This is a genomic window from Pseudomonas oryzihabitans (assembly GCF_007665395.1).
GTDB lineage: Bacteria > Pseudomonadota > Gammaproteobacteria > Pseudomonadales > Pseudomonadaceae > Chryseomonas > Chryseomonas psychrotolerans_C.
Window position 1 is genome coordinate 418,705 of record NZ_VDND01000002.1, and the last position, 14,872, is coordinate 433,576.

The 14,872-nt window shown below is 67.6% G+C and carries 15 protein-coding genes; 9 read left to right on the top strand and 6 right to left on the bottom strand.

Features of this window, described 5'->3' with window-relative positions; all coding sequences use genetic code 11:
* Positions 1 to 18 precede the first annotated feature (18 nt).
* The 9 genes from FSV73_RS05860 to FSV73_RS05900 all read left to right on the top strand — a co-directional run bounded on the left by FSV73_RS05860 (position 19) and on the right by FSV73_RS05900 (position 8,397).
* Positions 19 to 1,092 carry an ABC transporter substrate-binding protein gene (locus FSV73_RS05860; protein ID WP_260856027.1) on the top strand — a complete coding sequence of 358 codons (1,074 nt, stop codon included), beginning with the start codon at positions 19 to 21 and terminating at the stop codon, positions 1,090 to 1,092.
* A gap of 220 nt (positions 1,093 to 1,312) precedes the next feature.
* Positions 1,313 to 2,386: an ABC transporter ATP-binding protein gene (locus FSV73_RS05865; RefSeq protein ID WP_145005247.1), complete on the top strand. Its 1,074-nt coding sequence runs from the start codon at positions 1,313 to 1,315 to the stop codon at positions 2,384 to 2,386.
* Positions 2,373 to 3,245, top strand: a complete 873-nt coding sequence (locus FSV73_RS05870; RefSeq protein WP_145005250.1) for an ABC transporter permease — start codon at positions 2,373 to 2,375, stop codon at positions 3,243 to 3,245. Before FSV73_RS05865 ends, FSV73_RS05870 begins: the two co-directional genes overlap by 14 nt.
* Positions 3,246 to 3,250: 5 nt before the next feature.
* Positions 3,251 to 4,048 (top strand): ABC transporter permease, encoded by a 798-nt coding sequence (locus FSV73_RS05875; protein ID WP_145005253.1) that lies wholly within the window; start codon positions 3,251 to 3,253, stop codon positions 4,046 to 4,048.
* On the top strand, positions 4,045 to 5,184 hold the full coding sequence (locus FSV73_RS05880; RefSeq protein WP_145005256.1) for an NAD(P)/FAD-dependent oxidoreductase: 1,140 nt from the start codon (positions 4,045 to 4,047) through the stop codon (positions 5,182 to 5,184). The genes FSV73_RS05875 and FSV73_RS05880 overlap by 4 nt, the downstream gene beginning before the upstream one ends.
* Positions 5,174 to 5,521 carry a (2Fe-2S)-binding protein gene (locus FSV73_RS05885; protein WP_145005259.1) on the top strand — a complete coding sequence of 116 codons (348 nt, stop codon included), beginning with the start codon at positions 5,174 to 5,176 and terminating at the stop codon, positions 5,519 to 5,521. The genes FSV73_RS05880 and FSV73_RS05885 overlap by 11 nt, the downstream gene beginning before the upstream one ends.
* Positions 5,518 to 6,897 carry an NAD(P)/FAD-dependent oxidoreductase gene (locus FSV73_RS05890; protein WP_145005263.1) on the top strand — a complete coding sequence of 460 codons (1,380 nt, stop codon included), beginning with the start codon at positions 5,518 to 5,520 and terminating at the stop codon, positions 6,895 to 6,897. The genes FSV73_RS05885 and FSV73_RS05890 overlap by 4 nt, the downstream gene beginning before the upstream one ends.
* Positions 6,898 to 6,910: 13 nt before the next feature.
* Positions 6,911 to 8,077, top strand: coding sequence for an NAD(P)/FAD-dependent oxidoreductase (locus FSV73_RS05895; protein WP_260856028.1), 1,167 nt, complete (start codon positions 6,911 to 6,913; stop codon positions 8,075 to 8,077).
* Positions 8,038 to 8,397, top strand: coding sequence for a RidA family protein (locus FSV73_RS05900; protein ID WP_145005269.1), 360 nt, complete (start codon positions 8,038 to 8,040; stop codon positions 8,395 to 8,397). Before FSV73_RS05895 ends, FSV73_RS05900 begins: the two co-directional genes overlap by 40 nt.
* Positions 8,398 to 8,449: 52 nt before the next feature.
* On the opposite strand, the gene FSV73_RS05905 is transcribed toward FSV73_RS05900, so the two are convergent.
* From FSV73_RS05905 to FSV73_RS05930, 6 genes are all read right to left on the bottom strand, one after another.
* Complete coding sequence (locus FSV73_RS05905; protein ID WP_145005272.1) at positions 8,450 to 9,211, bottom strand: DeoR/GlpR family DNA-binding transcription regulator; 762 nt, start codon at positions 9,209 to 9,211, stop codon at positions 8,450 to 8,452.
* A 50-nt stretch (positions 9,212 to 9,261) separates the two neighbouring features.
* Positions 9,262 to 9,945: an SDR family NAD(P)-dependent oxidoreductase gene (locus FSV73_RS05910; RefSeq protein ID WP_145005275.1), complete on the bottom strand. Its 684-nt coding sequence runs from the start codon at positions 9,943 to 9,945 to the stop codon at positions 9,262 to 9,264.
* An 11-nt stretch (positions 9,946 to 9,956) separates the two neighbouring features.
* Positions 9,957 to 11,087 carry a sialidase family protein gene (locus FSV73_RS05915; RefSeq protein WP_145005278.1) on the bottom strand — a complete coding sequence of 377 codons (1,131 nt, stop codon included), beginning with the start codon at positions 11,085 to 11,087 and terminating at the stop codon, positions 9,957 to 9,959.
* Positions 11,074 to 12,486 carry a sodium:solute symporter family protein gene (locus FSV73_RS05920; protein ID WP_145005281.1) on the bottom strand — a complete coding sequence of 471 codons (1,413 nt, stop codon included), beginning with the start codon at positions 12,484 to 12,486 and terminating at the stop codon, positions 11,074 to 11,076. Before FSV73_RS05920 ends, FSV73_RS05915 begins: the two co-directional genes overlap by 14 nt.
* A gap of 77 nt (positions 12,487 to 12,563) precedes the next feature.
* Positions 12,564 to 13,889, bottom strand: coding sequence for an MFS transporter (locus FSV73_RS05925; RefSeq protein WP_145005283.1), 1,326 nt, complete (start codon positions 13,887 to 13,889; stop codon positions 12,564 to 12,566).
* A 27-nt stretch (positions 13,890 to 13,916) separates the two neighbouring features.
* Positions 13,917 to 14,867, bottom strand: a complete 951-nt coding sequence (locus FSV73_RS05930; protein ID WP_145005286.1) for a phosphoglycerate dehydrogenase — start codon at positions 14,865 to 14,867, stop codon at positions 13,917 to 13,919.
* Positions 14,868 to 14,872: the final 5 nt, after the last annotated feature.

Sequence of the window (14,872 nt, forward strand, 5' to 3'; positions counted from 1 at the left end):
AAAAAGGGAGCATTGCCCGTGACCCGTCCGTATTCCGTCTTCGCTTCATCTCTCTCCCTGCGCCAGGGCCTGGCCGCGCTGCTGGTGGCCGCCGCAGGTGCCGGCCTGGCGCTGCCCGCCCAGGCTGAACCGACGCTTTACGTCGCCGGGGTCGGCGGCTCCACCGAACAGATGTACAAGACCCGCATCATTCCCGCCTTCGAAAAGGCCCATGGGGTCAAGGTCGTCTACGTATCGGGCAACTCGACGGAAACCCTGGCCAAGTTGCAGGCGCAGAAGGGGCGGCAGCAGATCAACGTGGCCCTGATGGACGACGGCCCCATGTATCAGGCGCTGCAGCTTGGCTTCTGCGAAAAGCTCACCGACGCTCCCGTCTATCAGGACCTGTACCCCGTGGCGCGCCTGAGCCCCGAGGCGACTGCCGTGGGCATGGTCGCTACCGGCATCGGCTACAACGAAGAGGCCTTCAAGAAGCGCGGCTGGGCGGCGCCGACCTCCTGGAAAGACCTGGAAGATCCCAAGTATCGCCAGCTGCTGGGCATGCCGCCGATCACCAATACCTACGGACTGCACGCGCTGATCGAGATGGCGCGACTGAATGGCGGCGGCGAAAAGGACATCGATCCGGGCTTCGCGGTATTCGAGAAGAAGATCGCGCCCAACGTGCTGGCCTGGGTCAGTGCGCCGGGCGAGATGGACGGGATGATGCAGAACGGCGATGTGGTCATGGCGGTGTACGGCAGTGGCCGGGCGGTGGCGCTGCAGAACACCGGCTTTCCGCTCAAGTTCATCTACCCGCAGGAAGGCGCGGTGGCGCTGCAGGTCGCCGGCTGCTCGGTCACGCCGAATGCCCAGTCGGAACTCTCCCAGCAATTCATCCAGTTCGTGCTGTCGCCGGAGATCCAGAAGATCCAGGCCGAGAGCAATGGCTTCGCGCCGGTGAACCGCACCGTGGAGTTGGCGCCGGAGGTGGCGACCCGCATGCCCTATGGCCAGGCGAAGGTCGACAGCCTGCTCAAGGTCGACTGGGACACCGTCAACCAGAAGCGCTCCGAGTGGACCACCCGCTGGAACAGGACCATCGAGCGCTAGGGCCGCTTCCGCCAGCCGGCGATGAAGCGACAGCTGGGCGAGGAGGGTGGCGCCTGCGGGCAAGCCCTGCACCCTTCGCACGGCGAGGCCCTGAGTCCGCTTCGTTCCGCTCTGGCGTGAATCGCTCCTGTCCGGGCCGCTGGTTCGTCCTTAGGGACCGACGCCCGACCTTCCTTTCGACGCACAGGGATCACGCATCCGTGATCGTGGAGGCAAGCCCATGGCTTTTCTGATCCTCGACGGCCTCGTCAAAACCTATGGCGACTTCATCGCCATCGCCGGACTCGACCTGGCGGTGGAGCAGGGTGAGTTCCTGTCCCTGCTCGGCCCCTCGGGGTGCGGCAAGACCACCACGCTGCAGAGCATCGCCGGCTTCGTGCAGCCCTCGGCCGGGCGCATCGTGCTGGATGGCCGGGACATCACCCATGTCCGCCCGGAAAAACGCGGGCTGGGGATGGTGTTCCAGAGCTATGCCCTGTTCCCGCACATGACCGTGGCCGAGAACGTCAGCTTCGGCCTGGAGATGCGCGGCGTGCCACGCAGCGAAAGGGCCGGGCGGGTGCAGTCGGCGCTCGATATGGTGCGGCTGCAGGGCCTGGGCGAGCGCTATCCCAAGGCACTGTCCGGCGGGCAGCGCCAGCGGGTGGCCATCGCCCGGGCGCTGGCGATCCGGCCCAACCTCTTGCTGCTGGACGAGCCGATGTCGAACCTCGACGCCAAGCTGCGCGAGGACATGCACATCGAGTTGCGCGCCATCCAGCGCGACCTCGGCATCACCACCATCCTGGTCACCCACGACCAGGTGGAGGCGATGACCATGAGCGACCGCATCGCGGTGATGCACGGCGGCCGCATCGTGCAGATCGGTTCGCCGTTCGAGACCTACGAGCGGCCCCAGTCGCCCTTCGCCTCGAGCTTCCTGGGCAAGACCAACGCCTTTCCTGGGGCGGTCCAGACCCGCAAGCCACGCTGCTACGAGGTCAAGGTCGACGGCCTGCTGTTCCATGTGCCCCATGAGGGGCACCAATTCGACGGGGATGTGAACGTCTACCTGCGGCCGGAAAAGATTCGCCTGGCCGCGCCCGCCGAAGCCCGCTTGCGCGGCACGGTGCGCATGCGGGTCTTTCTCGGCAATCTCTGGCTAATCGGCGTCGAGAGCCCCCTGGGCCCGGTGAACCTGACGCAACCGAATCTCGGCGCGCCACCGCCGCTGGAAGGCGAGGAGGTGGGGCTTACCTGGCTGGACGATGACCTGCGCCTGCTCGGCCGGGAGGTGTCCCATGGCCACCTATGATGCCGAGCGCGTCGGCAGCACCCCCTGGCTGCTGACCGGTCCTGCACTCCTCGTCTTCCTGACCCTGCTGGCGGCGCCGCTGGTGCTCACTGCCATGCTGTCGTTGAACCTGTTCAGCGACACCAAGGGCGTGATCCCGGTGTACTCACTGGCCAACTACCTGGAGGTATTCGGCGACGACTACTTCCACGAGATCTTCCTGCGCACCGGTGGCATGGCGCTGGCCGTGACGCTCTGCGCGGTGCTGATCGGCGTGCCGGAGACGCTGATCATCGCCCGGATGCGGGCGCCCTGGCGATCGCTGTTCCTGCTGGTGGTGCTCGGGCCGCTGCTCATCTCGGTGGTGGTGCGCACCCTGGGGTGGGCCATCCTGCTGGGCAACAACGGCCTGATCAACCAGGCGTTGCAGGCGCTGGGCCTCATCGATTTCCCGATCCGCATGATGTTCACCCAGTTCGGCGTGGTGCTGGCGCTGACCCATGTGCTGGTGCCCTTCATGGTGATCGCCGTCTGGGCCAGCCTGCAGAAGCTCGACCTGCAGGTGGAGCAGGCCGGCCTCTCGCTGGGCGCCTCGCGGGCGACGACCTTCAGGCGGGTGGTGCTGCCGCAGATCGTGCCGGGGATCCTCTCGGGTTCGATCATCGTCTTCGCCCTGGCGGCCTCGGCCTTCGCCACTCCCGCGATCATCGGCGGGCGCCGGCTCAAGGTGGTGGCCACGGCCGCCTACGACGAATTCCTCGGTTCGCTGAACTGGCCGCTGGGCGCTGCCATCGCGGTGCTGCTGCTGATCGCCAACCTGGTGATCGTGGTGGGCTGCAGCCGGCTGGCCGAGCGCCGTTTCAAACACGTCTTCGAGTGACCGCCATGTACCGGAACGGATTTTTCTCGCTGGCCTTTCATGCGCTGTTCATCGCCTTCATCGTCGCGCCGCTGGTGGTGGTGATGGCGGTGTCCTTTACCGGCGAAGGCTTCATTTCATTGCCCTCGGGTGGCCTGTCGCTGCGCTGGTTCCAGGCGCTCTGGGCCAACCAGGAAATGGTCGATGCCTTCTGGCTGTCGCTCAAGCTGGGCCTGGTGTCGGCGACCGTCGCCACCCTGCTGGCGGTGCCGGCGGCGCTGGCGCTCAGTCGCTACGACTTTCCCGGCCGTGGGGCGATCACCGGCTTCCTGATGTCGCCGCTGATGATTCCCTCGGTGGTGCTGGGGATCGCCTTCCTGCGCTTCTTTTCCCTCGCCCAGGTGGGTGGCTCGCTGTGGGCGCTGAGCATCACCCACGTCATCGTCGTGCTGCCCTATGCCTTGCGGCTGACGCTGGCGTCCACCATCGGCCTGGAGCGCGATGCGGAACAGGCGGCGCTGTCCCTCGGCGCCAATCGGCTGCAGACCTTCTGGCGGGTGATCCTGCCGCGGATCCGCACCGGCGTGGTGGGCGGCTGGCTGCTCGCCTTTATCCAGAGCTTCGACGAGCTGACCATGACGGTCTTCGTCGCCACGCCCGGCACCACGACCCTGCCGGTCGCCATGTACAACCAGATCGCCCAGACCATCGACCCCCTGATCACGGCGGCCTCCACCGTGCTGATCCTGGGCACCCTGGCGGTGATGCTGCTGCTCGATCGGCTGGTCGGCCTGGATCGGGTGTTGATCGGAGAGAAGCAATGAACGACAGCAACGTACCGACCTCGGCGGACGTCATTGTGGTGGGTGGCGGCCTGGTCGGCATGGCGGTCGCCTATGGCTTGGCCAAGGCCGGCACCAGGACCCTGGTGCTCGATCAGGGCGATGATGCCTTCCGCGCCTCGCGGGGCAACTTCGGCCTGGTCTGGGTGCAGGGCAAGGGCTTCGACCGCCTGGAATATTCGCGCTGGACCAGATCCTCCGCCCTGGCCTGGGCCGGGTTGGCCGAGGGCCTGCTGGCGGAGACGGACGTCGATGTCCGCCTGAAGCAGCCCGGCGGCTTTCACATGTGTTTTTCCGACCAGGAACTGGCGGAGCGCCAGGCGCGGCTGGCCAGCATGCAGGCCGGCCTGGGTGACTATCCCTTCGCGATGCTCGACCAGGCGGATCTGCGCGCGCGCCTGCCCGGCATAGGGCCGAAGGTCGTGGGGGCCAGCTACACGCCTATGGACGGCCACGTGAATCCGCTCAAGCTGCTGCGCGCCCTGCACGCCGGGGCGCGGCACCACGGGGCGACGGTGCTGGGGCGGATGCCGGTCGAGCGGATTGATTCCGCGCCGGGCGAATTCGCCGTGGTCACGCCGGGGCAGCGCTTCACCGCGCCGCGCCTGGTGCTGGCGGCGGGCCTGGGCAATCGACCGCTGGGGGAGCAAGTCGGACTGCATGCTCCGGTCGCGCCGAATCGCGGACAGGTATTGGTCAGCGAGCGGGTTCGCCCTTTTCTCGACTACCCGACCATCAATGTGCGCCAGACCGACGAGGGTAGCGTCCAACTCGGCGATTCCATGGAGGAGGTCGGCTTCAACGACCTGACCACCACCGACGTGCTCGCCCGGATCGCCCAGCGCGGTGTCAGCACCTTTCCGCTGCTGGCTGACGTACGCCTGGTACGCGCCTGGGGCGCCCTGCGCGTCATGAGCCCGGACGGCTATCCGATTTACCAGGAGTCCGCGTCGCACCCCGGTGCCTTCGTCGTCACCTGCCACAGCGGCGTGACCCTGGCCGCGGCCCACGCGACCCGGATCGCGCCCTGGGTCCGCGGCGGTGTTCAGCCGGAAGAGCTGGCGGTGTTCGCCGGCGAACGTTTTCTCACCGGGGAGGTGTTTTCCCATGTCCACTGATTCCTTGTTTCGCCGCGTGGACGCTGAAGGCGGCCGTCTCATCACCCTGACCTTCGACGATCAGGCCTTCCAGGTGCCTAGCGGTCTCACGGTCGCGGCCGCCTTGCTGCTGGCCGGCGTGCGGCAGTTCCGAACCTCGCCGGTGGGTGGGGAAGCGCGTGCACCCTATTGCATGATGGGGGTGTGCTTCGAATGCCTGGTCGAGATCGACGGAGTGCCGAGTCGCCAGAGTTGCCTGATCGAGGCGGCCGACGGCATGCGTATCCGTTCGCAGCAGGGCGCCCGGGAGCTGCCCTTCACCGCCACCGACGCCGTGGTACTGGAGGTGCAGCCATGAATCTCGAACCCGTGGATGTCGTCGTCATCGGCGCGGGCCCGGCCGGTATGGCCGGCGCGCGCACCCTGGCCGACCTGGGACTTTCCGTTGTGCTGCTGGACGAGCAGGCAGCGGTGGGTGGGCAGATCTATCGCGGTATCGTCAGCGCCTCCCCCGCGCGGCGCGCGTTGCTCGGAGCGGATTATGCGGCCGGTGCCGACCTGGCGGAGGCGGTGAAGGGCGGGAAGGTGCGCCACGAGACCAGTGCTTCGGTCTGGCAGATCACCCGCGAGCGTCAGGTGCATTACCTCAAGAATGGACAGGTGCGTTCCTTCGCCGCCAGGGCCGTGCTGCTGGCGACCGGTGCCATGGAGCGGCCCTTTCCCATTCCCGGCTGGACCCTGCCCGGAGTGATGACCGCCGGGGCCGCGCAGATCCTGCTCAAGACCGCCGGCATCGGGCCGCAGGGCCCGGTGGTGCTGGCCGGCTGCGGACCGCTGCTCTACCTGCTCGGTTGGCAATACCTGCGAGCGGGCATCCCCATCGCGGCCCTGGTGGACACCAGTCGCCGTGAAGACTACTGGCGCGCCCGCGGGCACCTGTTGGCGGCGCTGCGCGCCTGGCCCTACCTGCGCAAGGGCGTCTCGCTGTTGCGCGCCTTGCGCAAGGGCAAGGTCCCGCACTACACCGGCGCCGAGCAGCTGCAGGTCGAGGGCGAAGGGCAGGCGCAGGCGCTCCGCTTCGTCGTCGACGGGCAGCCGCAGCGGGTGGCGGCCAGCACCGTGCTGCTGCACCAGGGCGTGGTGCCGAACATCCAGTTCACCCAGGCGCTCCGGGCCCAGCATCGCTGGGATGACGCCCAGCTGTGCTTCGTCCCGGAAACCGATCGATGGGGCGCGCTCGACGTGCCTTTGATCTCGGTGGCCGGCGATGGCGCGGGTATCGGCGGTGCCCAGGCCGCGGCCTTGCAGGGGCAGCTCGCGGCGCTCGGGCTGGCACGGACCCTCGGCCAGCTCACCCCGGCGCAGCGCGATGCCCACGCCGCTCCCTTGCGCGCCGAGCTGGAGCGCAACCTGCGCATCCGGCCCTTCCTCGACGCCCTGTATCGCCCGCGGGAGGAAAATCGAATTCCGGTCCGGGACGACGTCACGGTCTGCCGCTGCGAAGAGGTGACGGCGGGCGATATCCGGCGCTTCGTCGAGCTGGGCTGCAGCGGTCCGAACCAGGCGAAATCCTTCGGGCGCTGCGGCATGGGGCCCTGCCAGGGACGGCTGTGCGGGCTGACCGTCACCGAGATCATCGCCAAGTCCCGCGGGCTGACGCCGGACGAAGTGGGCTACTACCGCATTCGCCCACCGATCAAGCCCATTACCCTGGGAGAGCTCGCCAGTGGCTGACAGGACGGCGGATGTGATCGTCATTGGCGCCGGGCTGCATGGCTTGAGCACGGCCTGGCAGCTCGCGCAGCGTGGTGTGCGGGTGATCGTGCTCGAAGCCGACTACGCCGGGCGGCATGCCTCCGGCGTGAACGCCGGTGGCGTGCGGACGCTCGGCCGGCACTTGGCGGAAATCCCCCTGGCACTGGCCTCCCGCGAACTCTGGCACGACCTGCCGGCACTGCTGGGGACGGACGCGAGTTTCGTCGCCAGCGGCCAGCTCAAGCTGGCCGAAACCGACGCGGAGCTGCAGGAATGTCGGGATCGCGTCGCCGAACTCCAGGCCCATGGCTTCACCCATGAGGTGCTCATCGATCAGCAGGCGGTGTTCGAACTCCTGCCGACGGTGGCGCCCCACGTGGTGGGCGGTATCTGGGTGGCGGACGACGGCTACGCAACCCCTTACCAGGTAGTGACGGCGGTTCGGCAGGCGGCGGAGCGACTGGGCGTGGTGCTGCATGAACAGACCCCTGCGCTATCCATCACCCAGCGCGGCACCCGTTGGCAGGTCGAGACGCGCCAAGGGCGGTTCGAGGCGGACCAGTTGGTGGTGACGGCCGGTGCCTGGGCGGGGCGGCTGGCTGCCGAGGTGGGCGAACCGGTACCCACCTATCCGCAAGGGCTGATGCTGATGGTGACCCATCGCGTGGCGCCCTTCTGCAGGCAGGTGCTTGGCGCCACCGGTCGCGCCCTGTCCTTCAAGCAATTCGACAACGGCACCGTGGTCATCGGCGGCAAGTTGATCGGAGCCCTGGACTTTGCTGCCCGCCACGGCGAGGTGGATATTACCCGTCTGGTGACCAGCGCCCAGACCGTGACGGACCTCTTTCCGCACCTCAGGCACCTCGGCATCAACCGCGCCTGGTCCGGTATCGAGGCCTTCACCGAGGACGACCTACCGGTCATCTCGCCCAGCAGTCGCGCCAGTGGCCTGACCTATTCGTTCGGTTACTGCGGCAGCGGTTTCCAGATGAGTCTCGGTACCGGCCAGCGTGTCGCGCAGCTGGTGCTGGGCGAGTCATCCCCCATCGATCTCGCGGCCTTTGCCATCGAGCGTTTCCATAAAGCTTCCTCAACCCCCAGGCCAGTCAAGGAGCCTCTATGCAACCCATTACCCGTATCGAAACCAACCAGCGCATGAGCCGGGTCGTCCAGTATAGGGGCGGCATCACCTTCGTCGGCGGCCAGACCGCCAATGATCGCAGCCAGGACATCAAGGGGCAGACCGCGCAGGTCCTGCAGAAGATCGACGACTACCTGGCCAAGGTCGGCCTGGACAAGACGCGCATCCTCAGCGCCCAGGTATGGCTGTCCGACATCCAGGCCAACTTCGCCGGCATGAACGAGGTATGGGATGCCTGGGCCCCGGAAGGAGAGGCGCCCGCGCGGGCCACCGTCGAGTCCAAGTTGGCCGCACCCGAGTTGCTGGTCGAGATCGCCATCGTCGCGGCGGCTGAGTGAGGGCAGGCGCCTCGGCTCGCTGGAGACGAGGCGCCTAGGGAGAGCTGAACGCTCAGGACACCACTTCGACCCTAACCAACCCCTGCTGCCTGAAGGGGGTGAGGACGTCGCTCGCCGTGGCATCGGTGATCAGCGTCCAGTCCGTCTTCAAGGGCGTCCAGTGCTGCTGGCGGTCGCGGCCGAGCTTGGTCGCGTCGGCGAGGACGAAGACCTCGGCGGCCTGCTGGATCATCAGTTCCTTGAGATAGGCCTGCTCGGTACTGGCCTCGCAGAGGCCGCGGCCGGCGACCACGCCGTCGGCGCTGAGGAAGACCTTATCGGCTGACAGCCGCTCCAGCATGGTGAAGGCCGCCGGGCCGAAGGTGGACATGCTGCCGGGGCGCAGGTCGCCGCCGAGCAGGGTGACGTGGCCCTCCGGCAGGTCGCGCAGCAGCGGTACCGCCAGCAGGTTGTTGGTGATGACGTGCAGGCCGCGTCTTTCGTTGAGCAGCTTGGCCAGGGCGGCGGTGGTGGTGCCGCCGTCGAGCACCAGGGTGTCGTGATCCTTGATATGGGCGAGGGCGGCGCGGGCCAGCAGGGCCTTTTCCGGACCGGACTGGTTGCTGCGCTGCTCCAGCGACGGCTCCGGCTCGCGGGTACCGATGTGGGTCGCGCCGCCGTAGGTGCGCAGGATCCGGCCTTCTTCCGCGAGGGCGGTGAGGTCGCGGCGGACCGTGGCTTCCGACACCCCCAGATGCCGGCACAGGGTTTCGACGTTGGTGTGACCGGCCAGGACCAGCTCGAGGATGGCCTGGCGACGTTTGGCGACCTTCATGGGGAATCCATCGGGAGAGACGGCGCTACTCTAGCGCAATCGCGCCCACCTCACAGCGACGCGCCACCGCAGACGGTCAGCGTCTGGCCGGTCAGTGCCCCGGCATCCGGCCCGAGCAGGAAGGCGGTCAGGCCCGCGACCTCTTCAGGCTGCACATAACGGCCCAGCGGGGGCAGCCGCGGCGGCGTGCCGGCACGGCCCGGGTCGCGCAGCATGGGCGTCTCGGTCGCCCCGGGCGCCACCAGGTTCACGGTGATGCCACGCGATGCCAGTTCCAATGCCCAGGAGCGCACCAGACCCACCAGGGCCGCCTTGGTGGCGGCGTACTGGCTGCGTCCGGCCGCGCCCTGCATGGTGCGACTGCCGATCAGCACGATGCGCCCGCCGCTGGCGAGGCGCTCGACCAGGCGATCCACCAGGCGGCTGGCGACGGCCACGTGCAGGTGCCACATGGCGGCGCCATTGGCCGGGTCCAGGGCGCCCAGCGGCGCCGTACGCATAAAGCCGGCGGCGTGGACGATGGCGTCCAGCGGCTCGATGTCGGCCAACACCGTATCCAGCGCGGCGTCATCGGCCAGGTCGACGCCGATCCAGGTCAGCGCCGGATGCGTTTGCTCTGGCGGGCGGCGGCTCAGGCCGGTCACTCGCCAGCCTTCGGCGAGCAGGCGCTGGGCGATGGCCGCGCCGATGCCGGAGCTGACGCCGGTGACCAGGGCATGCGGTTGAGTCGTCATCGCCGTCTCCTTCAACGCAGCGCTGCCAGGGGCAGGCGGACGTGCTTGATGCGCTGGCGGAAGTAGGTGAAGGCCAGGTGCACCTCCCCGTCGGCTGCCTGCACCAGGCTGGGATAGGAATACTCGCGATTGAGCTTCTCGGTGGAGTTGTTGGTCAGGCAATAGCCATCGCCGGCCTCGACGTCCAGGCGCCGCCAGCTGTGACCGTCATCCGTGGACACGGCCAGGCTCATGGGCCCGCGCGGCACGCCCCAGACGGCGCTGCGCTCACCGTCTTTGGCCACCGGATCGACCCGACTGTCGCCGTCGTCGATCTCGTCATAGAGCGAGGCACGGCGCTCGCTGTAGTCGGCGGCGCTGGTGGGGTTGTAGGCCACCACCAGTTCGCCGCTGGTGAGGCGAACGAACTGGATGGAGGAGTTGTTGTTGGGCAGGGCTGTCGGGGTGGGCGCGCTCCAGCTGCGACCACCGTCCTGGGAGCGGCTGGCGTGGATGAAGTCGGCCCAGCGACTGCGGAACAGCGCCAGCAGGGTACCGTCCCCCAGCAACTGGATGTTCATGTGTACGCAGCCGGTGCTCTCCGGTACCGCATGTTCGGTCCAGCTGCGGCCCTGATCGCCTGAAATCAGCACGGCGCTGGTGTCATGGCTGCCTACCCATTTCTCGCCGGGGCGGGCGATGCAATGGAAGATGGGCAGCAGCCAGTCGCCGTTGGCGAGCACCACCGGCGGTTGGCGAACGAAGGTTCCGGGGGTGTCGATCAGGGTCTCGATGGGGCCCCAGCTGTGACCGCCATCCGTGGACAGCCGACGACGGACGATGGCGGTGTCCTGGTTGCCGGCCAGCTGGGCCGTCCACAGCAGCCACAGCGGGCCATTCGGCGCCTGGAACAGGATGGGATTCTGCTCGGAGCGAGTGGGGTCGTCCGACAGTTGCACGTGCTCGCTCCAGGTACCGGTGGCCGGATCGCGGCGGCTCAACAGCACCGAGATGTCGGCCTTGCCTTCCTGGCTGCCGGCGAACCAGGTACACAGCAGGGTGCCGTCCGGCTGAGCCAGCAGGTTGGCGGCGTGGTTCTGCGGATAGGGCGTCGGCAGGAAACTGTCCTGGCGGCCGGCGATGGCGATTTCAGTGGTGGACATGGGGGACCTCGGCAGGGGCAGCTTTGGCGGCAGACTGGGGGAAGAGACGTTCGATGACCACGACGATGGCGGGCGTCGCCAGGGCAACGTACATGTTGTCGATGCCATAGGGATTGCCCAGCAGATACCAGACGCTGGTGGTGATGGTCGAGGCCAGCAGGCCCAGGGTCGCGCCGCGGTTGGTGGCGAACAGCGGCAGGTAGATGGCGATCATGGCGATCACCGCGATGGACAGCCGCAGCGCCCGGGTGAAGAACGACAGGTTGAGGATCTCGGGCACGAAGAAGACGAAGAACAGCGGCACGAAGCCAATGATCAGGGAAATCACCCGGGTGGCCTTGAATTCACGCTCGGGCGTGGGCTTGCGCAGCGGCACATAGAAGTCCCGGACCACCAGCGAGGCGATGGCCAGGGCCACGGTGCTGACGCTGACGAAGATGGAGGCGACCAGGGAAATGGTCACCACCCCGGCCAGCACCGGGTGCATCGACTGCAGGAAGACCGGCAGGGCGTAGAGGCTGCTCATTTCCGGATGCAGGTACTTGGACGCGACCCCGATGAAGCCCAGCGCCAGGGAGATGGGAATGCACAGCAGCGAGGCGTGGAAGGTGGAGCGCTGGGCGGCGCGGGCGTCCTTGGTCGAGGAGATCGCCTGGATGATGAACTGGGTGGAGAAGATGGCGCCGACGGTGCCGATGATCCAGGCGAAGATCTTGCTGCCGCCAATGGCGCCGTCCCAGGTGAAGTAATGCTCCGGCATGTGCTGCATGACCGGGCTGAAGCCACCGGTCATGTGCAGGGCCACGCCCAGGACGATGAGCACGCCGACGTACTTGACCGAGGTGTGCAGGATGCTGACGTAGGCCACGCTCTTCAGCCCGCCGAACGCGTAGTAGAGGGTACTGACGATGGCGGTGATGAAGGCGGCGGTGGGCAGGTTGATCTTGAGCACCGTGGCGATGGCCGCGGCGCCGCTGACGTAGTTGCCCACGTTCACCAGCAAGAGGGCGTAGATCATGATGATCGACACCATCAGCTTGGTGGATAGGCCGTACTTCTGGGCGATGAAGCCGGAGATGGTGAACTCGCCGGAGGCATAGAGCTTGCGCGCCATCAGCAGGCCGAACAGCGGAAAGCCGATGGCCGCGGCGAGCACCGACCAGGAAGCGGCGAAACCACTCTCGAAGGCCGCCTGGGCGGTGCCCACGGTGGACTTGGCGCCGATGAATTCCGACATCATCAGGATGCCCACCACGAAGGCCGGCATGCTGCGCGCCGCCACCATGAATTCGCCGCTGGTGCGGCTGCGCAGGCGGATGCTGAGCCAGGTGGTGAAGAGGATGTAGACCACCACCATGCCGATGATGATGGCGGTGCTTTGCACGTCGAACGTCTGCATGGAAATCGCTCCGTGTTGTTGTTGTACGAGCTTTTTCACAGGGCGCCGGCAGGCCGCCGACGCCCTGGCTAGGAACGTCAGTGGCTGGGTTGGCTAGCGCCCAGCAGGTCCGCTTCCGGGTCATCCTCGGAGACGATGGGTTCCACCCGGCCGAGCAGGAACAGGTAGTTGAGGATGGCGGCCACGATCAGCCCCGCCGAGAACAGCAGGGCGATGTTGAAGGAGCCGGTGGTGGCGACGATGAAGCCGGTGACGATGGGGCCGACCACGCCGCCCATGTTGGAGACCGAGTTCTGCAGGCCGGCCAGCATCGAGGTCATGCCGCGCGGGGCGATGTCGCCGGGCATGGCCCAGACCTGGGTGGCGGCCACCGTGGTGCCGGACTTGGCGATGCACAGCAGCACGATGGCGATCCAGGCCGACTCGGCGAAGGCGGCGAGGCCAATGCAGGAGGCCATCAGCAGGCCCACCACCAGGAAGGTCTTGCGGATCGTGGTCAGCGAATAGCGGCCACTGCGGTAGATGCGGTCCGACAGCCAGCCGGCGAAGACCTCCACCACCATGGCGATCAGCAGCGGCAGCGCCGCCATGAAGCCCATGGAGATGAGGTCCATGCCCTTTTCCTTGACTAGGTAGGTGGGCAGCCAGGTGATGAAGAAGTAGGAGTTGTAGTTGATGAAGAAGAAGCCCAGGCACATGGCCCAGACGTTGCGGTAGCGCAGCAGCTCGTACCAGCGCATGGCCGGCTTTTCGCCGTTGCCTTCGCGGCGGCGCTGGCCGTCGCGGATGTAGCTGAGTTCGGCCTGGTTGATGCGCGGATGCTCTTCCGGGTCGTTGCGGTAGAAGGCGAACCAGGCCAGGGCCCAGAGGATGCCGAGGGCGCCGCTGATGACGAAGGTCAGCTTCCAGCCGAACAGCGCGATCAGGCCGACGATCAGCGGCATGGCCACCGCGCCGCCGAACTTGGAGCCGCTGTCGAAGATGCCCGAGACGGTGGCGCGTTCCTTGTCGGGAAACCAGCGCGAGGTGATGCCGGCGTTGCTCGGGTAGGCGGCCGCTTCGCCGATGCCCAGGCCGATGCGCAAGGCGAACAGCGACTTGAAGCCCGTGGCGAGGCCGGTCAGGGCGGTGGCCAGCGACCACCAGAGCACGGCGCCGCCCAGAGTGGCCTTCTGGCCGAAGCGATCCGCCAGCCAGCCGGCGGGCAACTGCAGCAGGGCGTAGGACCAGAAGAAGGCCGACATGATCAGCCCCATCTCGGTGGCGTTGAGCGCGAATTCCTTGCTGATGAACGGGGCGGCGGCGGACAGCACCACGCGGTCGATGTAGTTGATGGCGATCGCCGTCCACATCAGTCCGGCGATGATCCAGCGAATCCTGGTGGCCTTGTTGTTGTTATCCATGATCAGGTTCCGAAAAGGGGTGAGGGGTCAGGGGGCGACGACGACGGACTCCAGGGGGCCGTTGCCGGTGAGGGCGGCGACCACGTTGCGGGCGCAGGTGAGGCTGAGGATGTCCAGGGCGCCGGGGGTGTAGCCGGCGATGTGGGGTGACACCACCACATTGGGCAGCCCGTACAGCGGGTGCTGGTTGGCCGGCTCGTCCTCGAACACGTCCAGTGCCGCGCCGCCCAGGTGGCCGCTGAGCAGCGCCTGGTAGAGCGCCTCTTCATCGACGATGCCGCCGCGGGCCGCATTGATCAGGTGGGCGCCGGGCTTCATCAGGCCGAGGCGACGGGCGTCCAGCAGGTGGCGCGTGGCGTCGGACAGGCCGATGTGCAGGGTGACGAAGTCGGCTTCGGCGAGGAGTTCGTCCAGGCTGCGGAATTCGATGCGCTCGCGGTCGGCGAAGGCCTGGTCGGGGTAGGGGTCATGGGCGATGACGCGCATGGCGAAGCCGCTGGCGCGCCGTGCGACCTCCTTGCCGATGCTGCCCAGGCCGACGATGCCCAGGGTCTTGCCGTGGACGTCCGCGCCGAACAGCCGTGGCCAGTCGCCGGCGCGGGTCTCGCGGTCGGCGCGGGCGACCTGGCGCGCCGAGGCCAGCAGCAGGGCGAAGGTGTAGTCGGCCACCGCATGGCGGTTGGAGTTGGGCACGTTGCAGACGGTCACGCCGTGGGCGCGGGCCGCGTCCAGGTCGAGGTTGTCGACCCCGACGCCGTGCTTGCACACCAGGCGCAGCCCCGGCAGCGCGGCGAAGGTGGCGGCGTCGAACAGGTTGAAGGCGGTGATGGCCGCCTGACAGTCGGCGGCCGCGGCGATGAAGCCCTGGGCATCGATATCGGCCGGGACCACCACCAGCTCGATGCCGTGGCGGGCCAGCAGCGCCAGCGGTTCCCGGGAATACTTGGCGAAAGAGGGCGAGGTGCAGATGACTTTCATGGTCG